The sequence below is a fragment of the Daejeonella sp. genome (assembly GCF_030684675.1).
In the GTDB taxonomy this organism is placed as follows: Bacteria; Bacteroidota; Bacteroidia; order Sphingobacteriales; family Sphingobacteriaceae; genus Daejeonella.
On the sequence record NZ_JAUXXZ010000023.1, the window covers coordinates 54,467 to 69,150 of the forward strand.

A 14,684-nucleotide genomic window follows, 5' to 3' on the forward strand; every position below is an offset into this window, starting at 1 on the left:
TTGATAATTAATGTATTTTTATTGTTTATCAATAAATAATTATTATCTTGCAACATTAATTTAAATTTCTAAAAGGATGAAAAAGAAAAATAACTACGTGTTTACATTCCTGACTATTGTGGCATGGGTCATCTTCGTTGGCTTGTGTATTGAAGCCGGAGGCTTGATCGTCAATTTTATATTCAGCTTATACAAGCCTGAATTTGTCCAAAATTTATATCAGAAGCTGGACTTAAGTGAAATGTATAATGTTAGCAAATGGGATTTTTTCAATATGTACACCTTTATCCTGGCTATCTCACTTTTGAAAGCCTACTTATTTTATATCGTCGTCAGGCTAATAAGCAAACTTGATTTGTTAAAACCATTCAACAGTTTTGTTTCAGAACAAATTACTCAAATTTCTTACTTTACATTGTCCATAGGATTATTAAGTTCTCTAGCTCAGCACACAAGCACAAATTTGCTTAAGCAGGGCCTTAAAATTGATACACTGGGCCAGTTTTGGGCAGACAGTGAAGCGTTTATTCTAATGTCGGCGATTATTTATATAATTGCGACCATTATAAAAAGGGGAATTGAGATCCAAAACGAAAACGACTTAACTGTATAATCTATGCCAATCATTGTAAACCTGGATGTGATCATGGCAAAGAGAAAAATATCTCTGAATGAACTTTCCGAAAGAGTTGATCTGACATTATCCAATCTTTCAATCTTAAAAACCGGAAAGGCCAAAGCAATCCGTTTTAGCACCTTAGACGCAATTTGTAAAGCCCTGGATTGTCAGCCTGGTGATATTTTGGAATACGACAATGAGAACAAAGGAGGATAATATTGATTTTCAACCATTTTTAAAATTAGAGGAGTCGGGAGAACCTCATCTTTGATAATCCGTAGAGGCGCTGCGCTAAGGACAGTCGGTAATGATTCATAATAATCAAATAAATCATCTGAATCATGGTTCAGACAACAGCATAGTCGGGACTTTTCATCATTCTACAATTCCGCTATTCGATATCTTCTGCAAGGCATATCGAATTCCAGATGATGCGGGTTCTTAAACCGCATTTTAAATACATAAAAATCAGCAGGCAAAATTTTTATTTAATTTATAGATTTATAATAAATGAACCGCAGGGCAGATTCATTCCTATTCAAGAAAATAAAACATCATGGCAAAGAGAACAAGCGAAATCAAAGGCAAGGCGGCAGATACATTCCCCATCAATGAAATTATTGAGTCAAACCCAGGCTTCACCCGGCGGGAAGTGCTCGGTATGGCCGGCTTAGCGGGTATAATGGCCCTTACCGGCAATGCAGCGGATGCTTTCGCGCATACTCCGCAGACAAAACCTCGTATCGCTTGTCTTGTCAGCTATTGGGCTGCTACCAGATCTCATGCCGACTGGATCATTTGCAAGCTATTGGACGGTTATTGGTGGCATGGCGCCCATACTCCGTCGCGGGTGGAGGTTGTGTCTGTTTACATCCATCAACTTGAAGAAAGCGCATTGGGTCAGAAAATATGTAAAGCGAAAAACATTCCGATCTTTAAGACAGTAGCGCAAGCCGTCACACTTGGGGGAACGGAACTTGCCGTGGATGGTGTGGTCATTATTGGGGAACACGGGAATTACCCAACCGATCTTAAGGGGCACTGGCTCTTGCCGCGCTGGTGGATTTACAATCAGGTTATTCGCGTTTTCGAGCAGAGTAAGCGCTCGGTACCGGTCTTTAACGATAAGCACCTCTCCTATAATTGGGATGAAGCTAAGTGGATGTTTGACAAATCCCGGGAGCTGAACTTTCCCCTGACAGGAGGGTCTTCCATACCCAGCTATTATCGCAAGCCAGAAATAGAACTGGATATTGATACACCCATAAAGACATCGCTTGTGGTTGGAGAAGCTAATGATGAGGGAGCCATTTTCCATTGCATCGACCTGCTACAGTCCTTTGCAGAACGCCGAAAAGGCGGTGAAACTAGTGTTGAATCGGTACAATCAATCCGGGGTCCTGAAACATGGAACTGGGTCGAACGCAATCCATGGGCTGGCAAACTGCTTGAGGCAGTGCGGGCAAGTTTTGATCTGAAGCCGGGTTACTTTCAGGAGAATAACAGACCAAGTGTCCTTATCGTGGAGTATAATGATGGAACAAAAGCAGCTATAATTTCAGGCAGGAATGTGGGCTGGACTTACGCCGGCGAAATCGAAGGGCGCAAAGAACCGGTAATCGTCTCGATGCTTGGGATGCCCGGCCCCTTCGGGCAGTACCACGCCGCCAATGACCTGCCGCACTGGATTACCGAGATGATGCTGACCAAAAAAGAACCATTCAATGCTGAGCGGCTGCTATTGTCAACCGGAATTGTGAACCAATTCAATGAATCGAACTGGGAGAACAGCCGTTACTCTGCAATCGGACGACGTATCGAAACACCGTTCCTGAACATATCCTACCGCTCTACGCGCGGAGCACTCTTTAACAAGGGCGAACGACCGCCTAACCAACCCTACATCCGGGGTTTTGATCAGTAAATCAAAGAGCAAGGAGCAAACCTGCCGGCAGGCAGGGAAAACTATTAAACTCATCCGATGACTTGAGTCATCCGATGAGTTTAATAATTAATGTTGTGCTAAAAAATCAATTTTCGTAATCGATGGAAACTCTACGGACAGTTGAGTTGATGAACTTATTCCTTATTCGATATATTCTGAAAACCACCAATCCCCCTCCACTACATTTGTTACATGCCCCGACATTTATTCATTCCTAATCATTCAAAGTATTGTTAATTTAGTTTCCGGATATAGATTAAATGACAGGGCATAATATTCACTCCTAAACAAGAAAGAAAACCTTATGGCAAAGAAACAAGCGGAAATTGCAACAGGAGCTGCAGATTCCTTCCCAATCACTGAAATTATGGATGCTGATCCGCTGTTTACCAGGCGTCAAATGCTTGGAATCGCGGGTATGGCAGGTTTAACGGCTTTTGCGGGTAATGCTGCAGCTGCTGCTTTTCCGAATACTCAGCAAAGCCGACCCCGTATCGCTGTTCTGGCCAGTTATTGGGCTTTTACGAGATCGCATGCCGACTGGATTGTAAACAAACTGATTGACGGTTATTGGTGGGATGGTGCCTACACTCCTTCGCGGGTAGATGTTGTGTCTATTTATATGCACCAGCATGACGAAAGCTTATTGGGTCAGAAAGTGGCCAAGGCGAAAGGCATTCCGGTCTTTAAAACAGTAGCTGAAGCGTTGACACTAGGGGGCAAGGAACTTGCAGTAGATGGTGTTGTCATAGTTGCAGAACACGGTGAATATGCAACCGACCTCAGAGGGCACTGGCTCCTGCCACGCTGGTGGATCTACCAGCAGGTTGTGCGGGTTTTTGAACAAAGTAAGCGCTCGGTGCCGGTCTTTAACGATAAGCACCTCTCCTATAACTGGGATGAGGCAAAGTGGATGTTTGACAAATCTCGTGAGCTGAACTTCCCATTAACAGGAGGTTCCTCCATACCGGTCTATTACCGCAAGCCTGAGATAGAAATTGATATCGATACTCCTATAAAAAACTCAATCGTAATTGGAGGTGCGGGAGATGAGGGTGGTATTTTCCATGCTATTGATGTACTTCAAGCCTTCGTAGAGCGTCGTAAAGGTGGTGAGTCTGGCGTTAAGTCGATACAATCTATCCGCGGACCTGAAGCATGGAAATGGGTCGAACGCAATCCATGGGCCGGCAAATTGCTTGATTCAGTCGCTAAAAGATTTGAATTTAAACCCGGATATTTCCAGGAAAGCCCACAAACAAATATATGTGTCATCGACTATAATGATGGAACAAAAGCTGCTGTAATTGGCGGCCAGGGTGTGGGATGGACTTACGCAGGTGAAATCGCAGGACAAAATGAGCCGACGATTATTTCTATGCTGGGCTGGGCCGGACCTTACGACCAATATCATGCCTCTAACGCTCAACCACACTGGATCACAGAGATGATGGTTACTAAAAAGGAACCATTCAATGCTGAGCGTTTGCTTCTATCTACCGGTATTACAAACCACTACATGGAATCAAACTGGGAAGGCAGTAAGTACTCCGCAGTCGGACGCCACCTTGAAACACCTGCCCTGAACATCAAGTATCGCTCTACAAGAGGAGCACAATTCAGCAAGGGGGAAAGACCACCGGCACGGCCGTATATCAGGGGGTTTGATCAGTAGGAAAATGAGGTAGGAGGTCTGAAGTCTGAGGTAGGAGGTTTCAGACATCAGACATCAGACATCCGACTTCAGACCTCAGACATCCCTCCCATAAAACAGTAACAAGAAACACAGAAAAAGAAACCAAATAAAATTGCACCCATGGATCCAGATTCACTACCGATAAATAAAATCATAGAGTCAAACCCAAACTTTACCCGCCGTGAAATACTGGGTATTGGTGGAATAGCAGGTTTGGCTGCATTAACAGGCATCTCAAGCGATGCTCTTGGAAAGACTCAGGACAGAAAACCCCGGATTGCCGTGTTAGCTACCTTTTGGGGTGCTACGAGATCACATGCCGACTGGTTGGTAAACAAGCTGATTGATGGTTATTGGTGGCAGGGTGCTTACCATCCTTCCCGTGTTGAAGTTGTATCACTATACCTGCACCAGCATGATACAAGCTTGCTCGGACAGAAGGTCGCTAAAGCAAAAGGTTTTCCGGTCTTTAAATCGGTAACTGAAGCTTTGACACTCGGTGGCAAGGAACTTGCAGTGGATGGTGTGGTCATCGTTGGAGAACACGGCAATTATACCACCGATCTTAAGGGGCGTTGGCTCCTGCCACGCTGGTGGTTATACAATCAGGTTATCCGCGTTTTCGAGCAGAGTAAGCGCTCGGTACCGGTATTTAACGATAAGCATTTTTCATACAACTGGGATGATGCGAAGTGGATGTTCGACAAATCCCGTGAATTGGGCTTTCCATTGACCGGCGGATCCTTACTTCCGGTCTACTACCGCAAACCCGAAATAGAACTGGATAACGACACGCCAATAAAGCACTCAATCGTGGTTGGAGCTGCTCCGGATGAGGGAGCAATTTTCCATTGCATCGAATTGCTTCATGCATTCGTTGAGCGCCGCAAGGGCGGCGAGACAGGTGTGAAGTCGATTCAATCCATCCGCGGGCCCGAAGCATGGAAATGGGTAGAACACAATGCCTGGGCAGGCAAACTGCTCGATGCAGTCGCGAAAAGTTTAGACCTGAAGCAGGGACACTATCAGGCGAGCCCTAGAATAAACATCTGTGTCATTGAATATAATGATGGAACAAAAGCGGCTATCATTGGTGCTCAGGGGCCATCCTGGACTTACGCAGGTGAAATTGAAGGGCAAAATGAGCCGACAATTGTCTCTTTACTTGGCTTCCCGGGGCCATTCGACCAGTATCACGCATCAAACGCCCAACCGCACTGGATTGTAGAGATGATGCTAAGCAAAAAAGAACCATTCAATGCAGAGCGACTGCTTCTTACCACAGGAATTACAAACCATTATATGGAGTCAAACTGGGAAGGCAGTAAATACTCTCCTGTCGGACGCCGCATCGAAACTCCTTTCCTGAATGTGACTTATCGTCCAACACGTGGAGCACAATTTAACAAAGGTGAGCGGCCACCGGCACGGCCGTATATTAGGGGATTTGATCAGTAAGAGGCAGGAAGTCTGAGATAGGAGGTCTGAGGTAGGAAGCTTCCGACATCAGACTTCTGACTTCTGACCTCCGTCTTCAGACCTCAAATTTGAAATTAGCAGCCTTTATTCTGATAACAGGCAACCGACAACAGACATTAAACACATGAAAAGAAGAGACCTGATAAAGACTTTAACACTACTTCCTTTAGCTGGAAGTTTTCCAATAGATTCCCTTTTTGCTACTCCGGTAGCCGGAAATAATGTGCCCTTTAATATGCAGAATAAACCAATGCCTGATCTGCATCGCAAAGCATTTGTGATGGATGGGCATACGCATGTGATGACCCGCGAGCTGTTAATGGGAACTGATATCGGTCAGCGTTATACCGATGGGAATGTCGATCTGCCAAGGGCAAAAGAAGGTGGCGTTGACGCGATGTTCTTTTCAGTCTATACTCCTGAACACTATTATCCGGGAAGGTTTGAGACAAAAAATACTTTTCGGGTAGTAAACCTGGCATTGGACCAGATCAAAAAGAATCATTCTCAAATCGAACTGGCGCTTAATGCCAGCGATATCCAGCGCATCAATAAGAAGGGCAAAATGGCTGCTTTCCTCGATCTGGAAGGTCCATGGGACATGGATGGGGATATAAACCTGCTCCGGGCACTTCATCGCTTAGGACTTAGATCCATTCAACTGCCTGCACATAACACCACCAATGCGTTTATTGATACCTGTAATGATGTAAGTCGCTGGGGTGGCATTAACGATCTTGGAAGAAAAATCATCCGGGAAATGAATGAGCTAGGTATGGTGATCAATATTGCCCATGCATCTAATGATGCTATCCTGCAAAGTGTTGAGGCCAGTAAGCATCCCCTGATTTACAGTCATGGAGGATTTTACGGCATTGTACCACATCCACGCTGTATTACCGACGAAGCAGCAAAATCTCTCGCAGCAAAGGGTGGAGTGATTGGTATCCACTTCGGTAGCCTCTTTAACAATCCTATATACTGGAAATGGCAGCAAGGGCAGAAAAAATCCAACGAGACAAAGCCTGGCACAGTACAGGCTGCTCCTCTGAAGACCATTGAAGAAGTAGATAAGGAAGTACTTAAAGAGGTTCCATTGAGTTTCAGAGGAACCATCCCTGAAGAGTATTGGATGCATGTAGATCAGTTGGCTAAAGTGATTGACTATGGTGTGCAATTAGTGGGTGAGGATCACATGGCTTTGGGTTCCGATTTAGACGGTGGCCCCGAATTGCCGCGCGAAATTAAAGACATCAGCGATTATCCGCAGATGACCATGGCGATGCAAAGGCTGGGTTACAGTGATACGAGGATTAAGAAGATTCTTGGATTAAACTGGCTGAGGGTGATTCGGGAGGTGACGGGAAATTAGTAAATGAGCAAATAGAATAATTTGTCAATTTGTGTGAATAATCAGATTCCGGTCTCCGAACCGTATTCTAGGTTTATTAAAATCGATTTGTCATCGTGGCGAAAGCCACGACCTAATCTGCTTCTCAAGTAATCCAAATATTAGTCCGCTCAGTATGAATAAAGACGCTAAAAGCTTCCATGATTGTATTTCTTCACCTAAGTATATTGCCGAACTCATGAATCCTACCACCGGTACCAAAAGCGTAAAAGGAACAACCACTGAGGTGGAATAGGATTTCATCAGAAATCCCCAGGCACCATAACCTATATGGGTTGAGAAGTAAACAATATAACATACTGAGGCAATCGCAGGCCACGACATATTTTTCAATGAACTCTGGATAACATGCGGCCCTTCAAAAAAGTATGAGACCAGAACCATCACCGGAAAGGCTGCCAGATTACCCCAGACTACCAGTGCAAGTGGAGATTCTGAATGAATTTTCTTGGTGAACATATTCCCTGCAGCCCATGAAAAGGCAGCAAGAAGCATCAGAATCAGACCTGTAAAGGTGCTCCCACCATTAACATGATATCCCACAATCCCGATGCCGACGAAAGATATCAGGGAGCCGGCAATTTTGAAAGGACTTGGCCGGTCGTGAAAGAACAAGAAAGCAAGGCCCATTGAAAAGAATACCTGAATCTGGAGAACGAGTGAAGCAAGCCCCGGAGATATCCCAAGATGGATTCCGGTAAAAATGAACCCAAACTGCAGGGCGAAATTAAAGAGGCCGTAATATACAATCAACTTAACTGAGCCTTTGGGCCTGGGTATGAAAAACACCCATGGTAGGGCCGAAAGGCCAAATCGAAGCGCACTTAACAGAAAGGGAGGGAAACTCTTTAATCCGATATAGACTGCAACAAAATTGACGCCCCATATCAACACGATGGCAAGAACCATGAGAAGATGTTTTGGAGGTAAATTTATCGTGTTCATTATTTTAATAACATGTAAGCATGATGAGCCTCCTTATTAAATCATCCTCATTCTGATCCGAAACCTGTTTCCTTTACCAATGGACTGACTAGATTACTCATAAACCATAAAGCAGTCCGGTACTTTTTGAGTCTGTAAGATTCGAGTGGGGCAGGCCTCTTTACAAGGAGCGACAAATGTAGCCATCTTTACGAATCTGTATTGAAATTTTTGAAATAATCTGCCGAATGGTCCAAAACCTGTGGAATTCTCCTTCATTCGTTTTATTTCATATTCTCTTGACTATTCCGCCCTGATATAACTGAACAGGTTAATTAACGAGTTCGATATAGGCATTACTCTTCTAATCAGATTGAGGTTTCAGCTTTGAGCTGTAGAGAAGAATTGAGCGCTGAAATTTTACTCTCTCAACCCGATTGTACTATCGCGTTTCCTATTCCCTATTCCTACCTGATATCTTTCCCAGAGTTTGAACAGTCATTAATCCTTATTTTATAAAAAAGAACACAAGTTTTCATAATTACGGAAATTGATTTTTCAGTAAAACATTGAATAGCTGTTGTACAGTTTCAGCAAAGTATTTCCACAGACAGTGAGTCTACCTGCAAAGAAAGGGCATTCCAGAGCTAATTCAATTTCGGCAAAGAAAAACAGACTGTAGTCCCCTTACCTAATGTACTTTCAATCCATAATTCGCCATGATGATTTACGATTAACTCTTTAGAAAAAATCAATCCGAGTCCACTGCCTTTTTCATTGGCGGTACCGCGCATTGTCGTTCGCCTATTCATATCGAAAAGTGATTTCAAGGAATCATGGCTCATGCCAACACCTTCGTCCCTGACTAAAAAAGTCAATTTATCCTCAGCTTCTATTGCAGAGAAAATAATGGTTTGGTTACTATGGCTAAATTTAACAGCATTAGCTGTTAAATTTCTTATAACGAATGAAATCTGCTCCAAATCGGCTATAATGCCGATTGCCGGCGAGATATTGTTTTTAAAAACTATGTTTTTCTTAAGAGCCGCCTGATTGAAAAACAGTTTTATTTTTTCAACCACCTGATAGAGATCTATCTGTTCAGGTTTAATCTTACTTTCAGAATTATCAGCATAGTAAGTTTGTGTTGCCCATGCTAAAATATTATCCAGTGTTTCCAGCGAAAGGTCTACGCTTTTCTGTAAATCAGCAGTTAAGCTTTTCTTTTCGTTTTCTGTCAATTCATTGTTCACCATAAGTTCCAGTATCCCCTTTGCATCTACAAAGGGGGTACGCATATCATGCCCAATGACAGTAAGCATCCTATTCTTAAACATGATCGAATTCTCAAGGGCTAATTTTTGGTCTTGTATAATTTTTTCGGATCGTTTAGCATTATTAAAGACTACGATATAAATAAAAGAAATGGCGATTAAGGGAATTACGGTGTTTATAAGATAAAATACAGGTGCTGCTTTGGGTAAGGGAAAGTAGGGAAAATAAAATTGCTGATGTAAATTAATAATTACAGCAACCATAAGTATGATCAGAATACTAATTATTTTATATCGGGTACTCTTACTGAAAATTGCCAAACAGATGAGGGCAATGATCAAATAATTTTGATTGCCAAGTTTGGTTCCAAATGCTAAACATGAATAAATAATCCAGATGGTGGTGCTTATCGGCAAAAAGTACCGTACAAGGTTTATAGCTTTAAAATAGCAAAGTACCAGCGAAAAAGTCATAATTCCCGCAAGTGCAATCAGGGATATGGCATAAGGTACCGAGTCTCTTCCAAAAAATGCACTGATAAGCGCCATAACACCACTAGTGGCACTAATAGCACTCATTATTTTAACAAAGGAACTATCCGCAAATCCGGTTTCGCCGTTCCTTAAAAAATAGTGGTTTGACATATGGTTAAAATTTATCCGAATATAATACTTAAAAAAATAAAGCAGGAAAGGAAGAATATGATCTCAGCTATTAAAATTAATTAAAGGACAAATTGTCTTAAGATTTATTAACTTATAGAAAAGTATGTCTTAGGTCCTACCCCTCCCCAGGGTTTTCATTAACTATATAATTTTTAAACTAATGATGCACAAAAGAACTAACATACGCCAACTATAAGCAAGAGCATTCTGAAGCCCAGAAACTACTTTACAAAATCCCCCGCCGCGTGATTGACAAAGAAATTAAATAGAAAAAGCATAAAAATTGTCCCCATAAAAGTTAAAAACGGATCTTTTGTAGCTGGAACGATCGGATGGTCATTCCTCCAGTATCGCCAACAGGCAAAACCAAAATTTTAAACGAGTTGAATCTAAGTGCGTTCGCATAAACGTATATAACATATCAAATTTGTTCATGAAAACTCTCCTGGCCTATACTGCAATTTGTTTTTTAATAAATAACACCAGCTTTGCACAGGTTAAGATAGATGCTGCAGATTCCATCCACAAAGAAGTAAATCAGGAATATATCGAGCGATATAAAGAAAACCGCGAACTATCCTATACTAGTCCTTTCGGGGAGATAGGCGCTCCTGCTAAATTTATTATCGAGGGGCGGCTCACCACCACTTACTTAATAATTGCCAGTAAACACTTGCCGGTATCACTTGCGCTAATTCCTGATTTTACAGTTAAAGTGCTCAATGAACGGTCGGCCGGAGTGCGCACCTCTAGCTTTAGGCTTGGAGCAGCAGCCTATGTGCGGTTAAACAACGATGCTGAACATTATAAATATGCTGAGCTAAGTTTTACCCATCATTCTAACGGACAGGATGGCAATGCCTTAAACCCAGACGGCACAATAAACACGTATAATGGCAATTTCAACACCAATTACATCACTGCTTTGTACAGGTTTGGCCATTTTCAGAATCAGGATCCTCAGCATACTGCATATTCTTCATTTAATCATCGCGTAGGTGTAGAAATACATAAGGGTTTTAGCTATGAGCCCATCTTAAAAAACGATTATGGTTTTACCCGGATCCTGTATAGCTTTTCCTTCAGGAGGTACAACCTATATAAAGAAAATGGCAGATCGTGGAAAAAGTTGAAAAACAGAGAGAACGATGACCAGAAGGTATTGGAAAAGGAATTGATTCGGGTGAACGCTGATTTATCTTATGCCGTTAATCCGATGGCTGAATACAAATTTGGATCAGCAAAGAAAAGACTAAATGCAGAGGTTTCATTCAACTACAGCATGCCTTTTATGCAGAACGCATTTCTGATGGCTTCCGCCGGATATTATGGCGAGGATCCATACAATATCTATTACACAAATCAGTATAGTTATATCCGTTTGGGGATTTCCAGCGGATTTATAAAGAATAAGATTCGTTCATTGCAATACTTAAAATGAGGGATTCTTATTTTCGCTAATGAATGTAGATTGAGCTATAACGTGCCAAAATGTGTCAGCAAACGTGTCAATAAACCTTAAAATCCTTATAATTATATCTACAAATTAAGTATTAATTCTAGACACAAGGTAAGCCATCAAATAGCATAAATACCCCCTCAAGCAGGCCGGCGACACCTTGCAGCATAAAAAAGCCTCAGAGAATATCTCCGAGGCCTGTGCACCCAACTGTGCGTTTCTCGAACCACTTTATGGATGATTTGAAGCGATTAGTGGATCTATGTGCTTGAAACAAGGTTTTGATAAGAACCCAACTGTGCGTTTCTCGAACCGGGAAACTTAAATACATTTCATTTAAGTAATGTCCGTGACACCACTAACTCGGTTTTTTATCCATAGTTTAAGGTCACTATCGATAATAATTAACGGTAACATATCGGCAATTCAAAGGAAAATTACCCCTCTTAAAAGAAGCATTCGTCTAAAAAGATAAAATTCGCTAAATAGCATAAGATGATCTTACCAAGGCTCAACATAGATAAATATCTGCCTCCATTATTACACATGTTAGGATGGTTTGCCTACATTTTAATGGTTTACATTGGAAATGCGTCAAGGGTAAGTTCCTATTCTTTATTAGTTCATCAGGGCTTAGGCATCGTATGCCAGGGGATAATCTTTTATGCAAACTTCATTTATCTGCTCCCCTTCATTTTTAAAAGGATCAGGCTTATTAGTTGGATCTTTATTAATCTGCTATTGATCGTCTTTTTATCTGCTTTTTTTGTCTGGGTTCAGTATGCATTTAATTATCATACCACCCTATCCGACAGGCACTATATTCTAGATATCTTCATACGTATTATTAATAATGTAGCATTTCTTGGACTTGCTATGATCATACGGTTCAGTATTGATTGGTTTAAACAGAAATATAATGAAAATGAATTGGAGAATAAAACACTTAAAACAGAGCTTGCTTTTTTAAAAACACAGATCAATCCTCACTTTCTGTTCAATGCACTCAACAACTTGTATGCGTTGTCATTAAAGAATTCTCCTGAAGCTCCTCAATCCATTTTACAGATCTCAAAGATCATGCGTTATTTGCTTTACGAGACCAATGACTCGAAGGTTCAACTGAGTAAAGAAATAGAGATCATTCAGGATTATATAGCCCTGCAGCAATTAAAATCCAAAATAAAAACTGAAGGACTATTTACGATAACCGGAGATTCTGAATTAATCAATATTGAACCTTTATTGCTGCTTCCGTTGGTTGAAAATGTATTTAAGCATGGTGCGGCGCCAATGAAGATACAACTAACTATAACGAGCAAAACAATAACATTCGGAACTGTTAATCTTAAAAAAACAGAACAGAAAACAGCGGAAGGCATTGGCCTGCAAAATCTAAAAAGACGACTTGAACTACTTTATCCAGATCAATATCAATTGGATATTGATGAAAAAGAAGGCAACTTTATAGCAGAGATGATTATACAATATAAATCATGATCAGATGTATTGCGATAGATGATGAGTTTCTGGCCTTAGAGGTTATAGAAAATTATGTTGAACGGTTGCCGCATGTCCAATTGGTAAAAACATTTACGAATGCGCTGGAATCGATATCGTTTCTCAATCAGGAACAACCTGACCTTATCTTTCTGGATATTGATATGCCCGAGATCAATGGCATTGAGTTTCTCAAATCATTGAATAAACCTCCCTTAGCCATTTTTACAACAGCTTACTCTCAATTTGCACCAGAAGCATTTGATCTTGATGCTGTTGATTACCTCATCAAGCCCATTCCTTTTGAACGCTTTTTAAAAGCAATACAGAAAGTAGAGCAAAGGATGAATTCCACAGCCGATAAGAACAACCAGCCCTATCTGTTCATCAAATCAGATTATAAGACATTCAGGGTTGATTTTGATGATATTCTGTTTATTGAAGGGATGAAAGATTTTATATCCGTACGCACCTCCAACCAGGAAATTCCAACACTGTTAACCATAAGTGGAATCCTTGAAAAATTACCTGCATCTAATTTTATACGTGTCCACCGTTCCTTTGTAATAGCGTTGAACAAAATAAGCAGCATTGAACGCGGCCATATCTTTATCGGCGAGTTCAAAATCCCTATCGGAGATATGTATCGCGATGAGCTGATGAAAAGGATCGTCTGACCTTCATTTTTGCAGGCATCTTTTTTTAACCCCCCTATTCTGACCGTTCACCTCCAAAATCAGGTCATTGATGAATTTATTCTTCAATTGGACAAGTCGCCTGTTTCTTTGATGACATTATTAGTTAAACACGAATATGTCATCAATAGTAAAGACAACAAATCTGGATTACTCCTTTAACGCCGGAGAAAAGATCCTGGATAATATCAATTTGGATATCCCGGACGGAAGCATTTATGGTTTTCTTGGCCCGAATGGTGCCGGAAAAACAACCACACTACGGTTATTGCTTGGTCTGCTTCAGATTAAAACACCTGGCATCAGGATATTGGGACGGGATTTCAAAAGCAACCGGATCTCAATTCTCCGGTCTATCGGTTCGCTGATTGAACAGCCCTCGTTATACCTCCACCTTACCGGTAATGAAAATCTTGAGATCTTCCGCTTATCCTATGATCTTCCCAAGTCGCGAATTGCAGAAGTCTTGACTATTGTTGGCCTAAGGGACGCGGCAAATAAAAAGACAAAGGCATATTCTTTAGGGATGAAACAACGGCTTGCGATAGCTATTGCTTTACTTCATGACCCGGAACTTTTGATCCTGGATGAACCTACTAACGGACTGGATCCAAATGGCATCGTTGAAATCCGAGATCTGATAAGCAAGCTAAACCAACAACATGGCAAAACCATTATTATCTCCAGTCACCTGCTCTCTGAAGTAGAAAAAATAGTTACTCACGTAGGGATCATCCATCACGGCAAATTACTCTTCCAGGGTACCTTTCCTGAATTACAGAAATTGCAGTCCAACCATTCCTTCATCGAAATTAACACCAGTGATAATATAAAAGCTATGGATATTCTGGGTGGGGCAATTTCAAAGAGTAATATGCTGCGGGTACATTATAAAAACGACAAACAACTGGCAGAGATTAACCGAACATTGGTTTTGAAAGACTTTGAGGTATATCATCTGGCTCGTGTAAAGAATGACCTCGAAGAGATATTTATGGAACTAATTGCTGAATGAT

At 41.4% G+C, this 14,684-nt stretch carries 12 protein-coding genes; 10 read left to right on the forward strand and 2 right to left on the reverse strand.

Annotation, left to right across the window (positions count from 1 at the left end):
* Positions 1 to 76 precede the first annotated feature (76 nt).
* The 6 genes from Q8M41_RS03790 to Q8M41_RS03815 all read left to right on the forward strand — a co-directional run bounded on the left by Q8M41_RS03790 (position 77) and on the right by Q8M41_RS03815 (position 7,111).
* Positions 77 to 613: a DUF2975 domain-containing protein gene (locus Q8M41_RS03790; RefSeq protein ID WP_305363915.1), complete on the forward strand. Its 537-nt coding sequence runs from the start codon at positions 77 to 79 to the stop codon at positions 611 to 613.
* A gap of 3 nt (positions 614 to 616) precedes the next feature.
* Positions 617 to 835, forward strand: coding sequence for a helix-turn-helix transcriptional regulator (locus Q8M41_RS03795; protein ID WP_305363916.1), 219 nt, complete (start codon positions 617 to 619; stop codon positions 833 to 835).
* 634 nt (positions 836 to 1,469) lie between these two features.
* On the forward strand, positions 1,470 to 2,543 hold the full coding sequence (locus Q8M41_RS03800; protein WP_305363917.1) for a hypothetical protein: 1,074 nt from the start codon (positions 1,470 to 1,472) through the stop codon (positions 2,541 to 2,543).
* 325 nt (positions 2,544 to 2,868) lie between these two features.
* Positions 2,869 to 4,239 (forward strand): hypothetical protein, encoded by a 1,371-nt coding sequence (locus tag Q8M41_RS03805; RefSeq protein ID WP_305363918.1) that lies wholly within the window; start codon positions 2,869 to 2,871, stop codon positions 4,237 to 4,239.
* 141 nt (positions 4,240 to 4,380) lie between these two features.
* On the forward strand, positions 4,381 to 5,718 hold the full coding sequence (locus Q8M41_RS03810) for a hypothetical protein (protein WP_305363919.1): 1,338 nt from the start codon (positions 4,381 to 4,383) through the stop codon (positions 5,716 to 5,718).
* Positions 5,719 to 5,863: 145 nt separating this feature from the next.
* Positions 5,864 to 7,111, forward strand: a complete 1,248-nt coding sequence (locus Q8M41_RS03815) for a dipeptidase (protein ID WP_305363920.1) — start codon at positions 5,864 to 5,866, stop codon at positions 7,109 to 7,111.
* 90 nt (positions 7,112 to 7,201) lie between these two features.
* On the opposite strand, the gene Q8M41_RS03820 is transcribed toward Q8M41_RS03815, so the two are convergent.
* Positions 7,202 to 8,095 carry an EamA family transporter gene (locus Q8M41_RS03820; protein WP_305363921.1) on the reverse strand — a complete coding sequence of 298 codons (894 nt, stop codon included), beginning with the start codon at positions 8,093 to 8,095 and terminating at the stop codon, positions 7,202 to 7,204.
* 626 nt (positions 8,096 to 8,721) lie between these two features.
* Entirely contained in the window at positions 8,722 to 9,993 is a 1,272-nt protein-coding gene (locus Q8M41_RS03825) for a sensor histidine kinase KdpD (RefSeq protein ID WP_305363922.1), read from the reverse strand.
* Between the two features lie 454 nt (positions 9,994 to 10,447).
* Between Q8M41_RS03825 and Q8M41_RS03830 the strand changes: the two genes are divergently transcribed.
* The 4 genes from Q8M41_RS03830 (at position 10,448) to Q8M41_RS03845 (ending at position 14,683) form a co-directional block, all read left to right on the forward strand.
* A complete protein-coding gene (locus Q8M41_RS03830; protein ID WP_305363923.1) occupies positions 10,448 to 11,455 on the forward strand; it encodes a hypothetical protein in 1,008 nt (335 codons plus the stop codon).
* Positions 11,456 to 11,968: 513 nt separating this feature from the next.
* Positions 11,969 to 12,973 (forward strand): sensor histidine kinase, encoded by a 1,005-nt coding sequence (locus Q8M41_RS03835; RefSeq protein ID WP_305363924.1) that lies wholly within the window; start codon positions 11,969 to 11,971, stop codon positions 12,971 to 12,973.
* Entirely contained in the window at positions 12,970 to 13,650 is a 681-nt protein-coding gene (locus tag Q8M41_RS03840; RefSeq protein WP_305363925.1) for a LytTR family DNA-binding domain-containing protein, read from the forward strand. Before Q8M41_RS03835 ends, Q8M41_RS03840 begins: the two co-directional genes overlap by 4 nt.
* Positions 13,651 to 13,786: 136 nt before the next feature.
* Positions 13,787 to 14,683 carry an ABC transporter ATP-binding protein gene (locus Q8M41_RS03845; RefSeq protein WP_305363926.1) on the forward strand — a complete coding sequence of 299 codons (897 nt, stop codon included), beginning with the start codon at positions 13,787 to 13,789 and terminating at the stop codon, positions 14,681 to 14,683.
* Position 14,684 lies beyond the last annotated feature (1 nt).

Bases quoted from the DNA above. Each gene is read 5' to 3' on its own strand.
- Q8M41_RS03790 (WP_305363915.1), top strand. From the start codon at position 77: ATGAAAAAGAAAAATAACTACGTGTTTACATTCCTGACTATTGTGGCA.
- Q8M41_RS03795 (WP_305363916.1), top strand. From the start codon at position 617: ATGCCAATCATTGTAAACCTGGATGTGATCATGGCAAAGAGAAAAATA.
- Q8M41_RS03805 (WP_305363918.1), top strand. From the start codon at position 2,869: ATGGCAAAGAAACAAGCGGAAATTGCAACAGGAGCTGCAGATTCCTTC.
- Q8M41_RS03810 (WP_305363919.1), top strand. From the start codon at position 4,381: ATGGATCCAGATTCACTACCGATAAATAAAATCATAGAGTCAAACCCA.
- Q8M41_RS03815 (WP_305363920.1), top strand. From the start codon at position 5,864: ATGAAAAGAAGAGACCTGATAAAGACTTTAACACTACTTCCTTTAGCT.
- Q8M41_RS03820 (WP_305363921.1), bottom strand. From the start codon at position 8,095: ATGAACACGATAAATTTACCTCCAAAACATCTTCTCATGGTTCTTGCC.
- Q8M41_RS03825 (WP_305363922.1), bottom strand. From the start codon at position 9,993: ATGTCAAACCACTATTTTTTAAGGAACGGCGAAACCGGATTTGCGGAT.
- Q8M41_RS03830 (WP_305363923.1), top strand. From the start codon at position 10,448: ATGAAAACTCTCCTGGCCTATACTGCAATTTGTTTTTTAATAAATAAC.
- Q8M41_RS03835 (WP_305363924.1), top strand. From the start codon at position 11,969: ATGATCTTACCAAGGCTCAACATAGATAAATATCTGCCTCCATTATTA.
- Q8M41_RS03840 (WP_305363925.1), top strand. From the start codon at position 12,970: ATGATCAGATGTATTGCGATAGATGATGAGTTTCTGGCCTTAGAGGTT.
- Q8M41_RS03845 (WP_305363926.1), top strand. From the start codon at position 13,787: ATGTCATCAATAGTAAAGACAACAAATCTGGATTACTCCTTTAACGCC.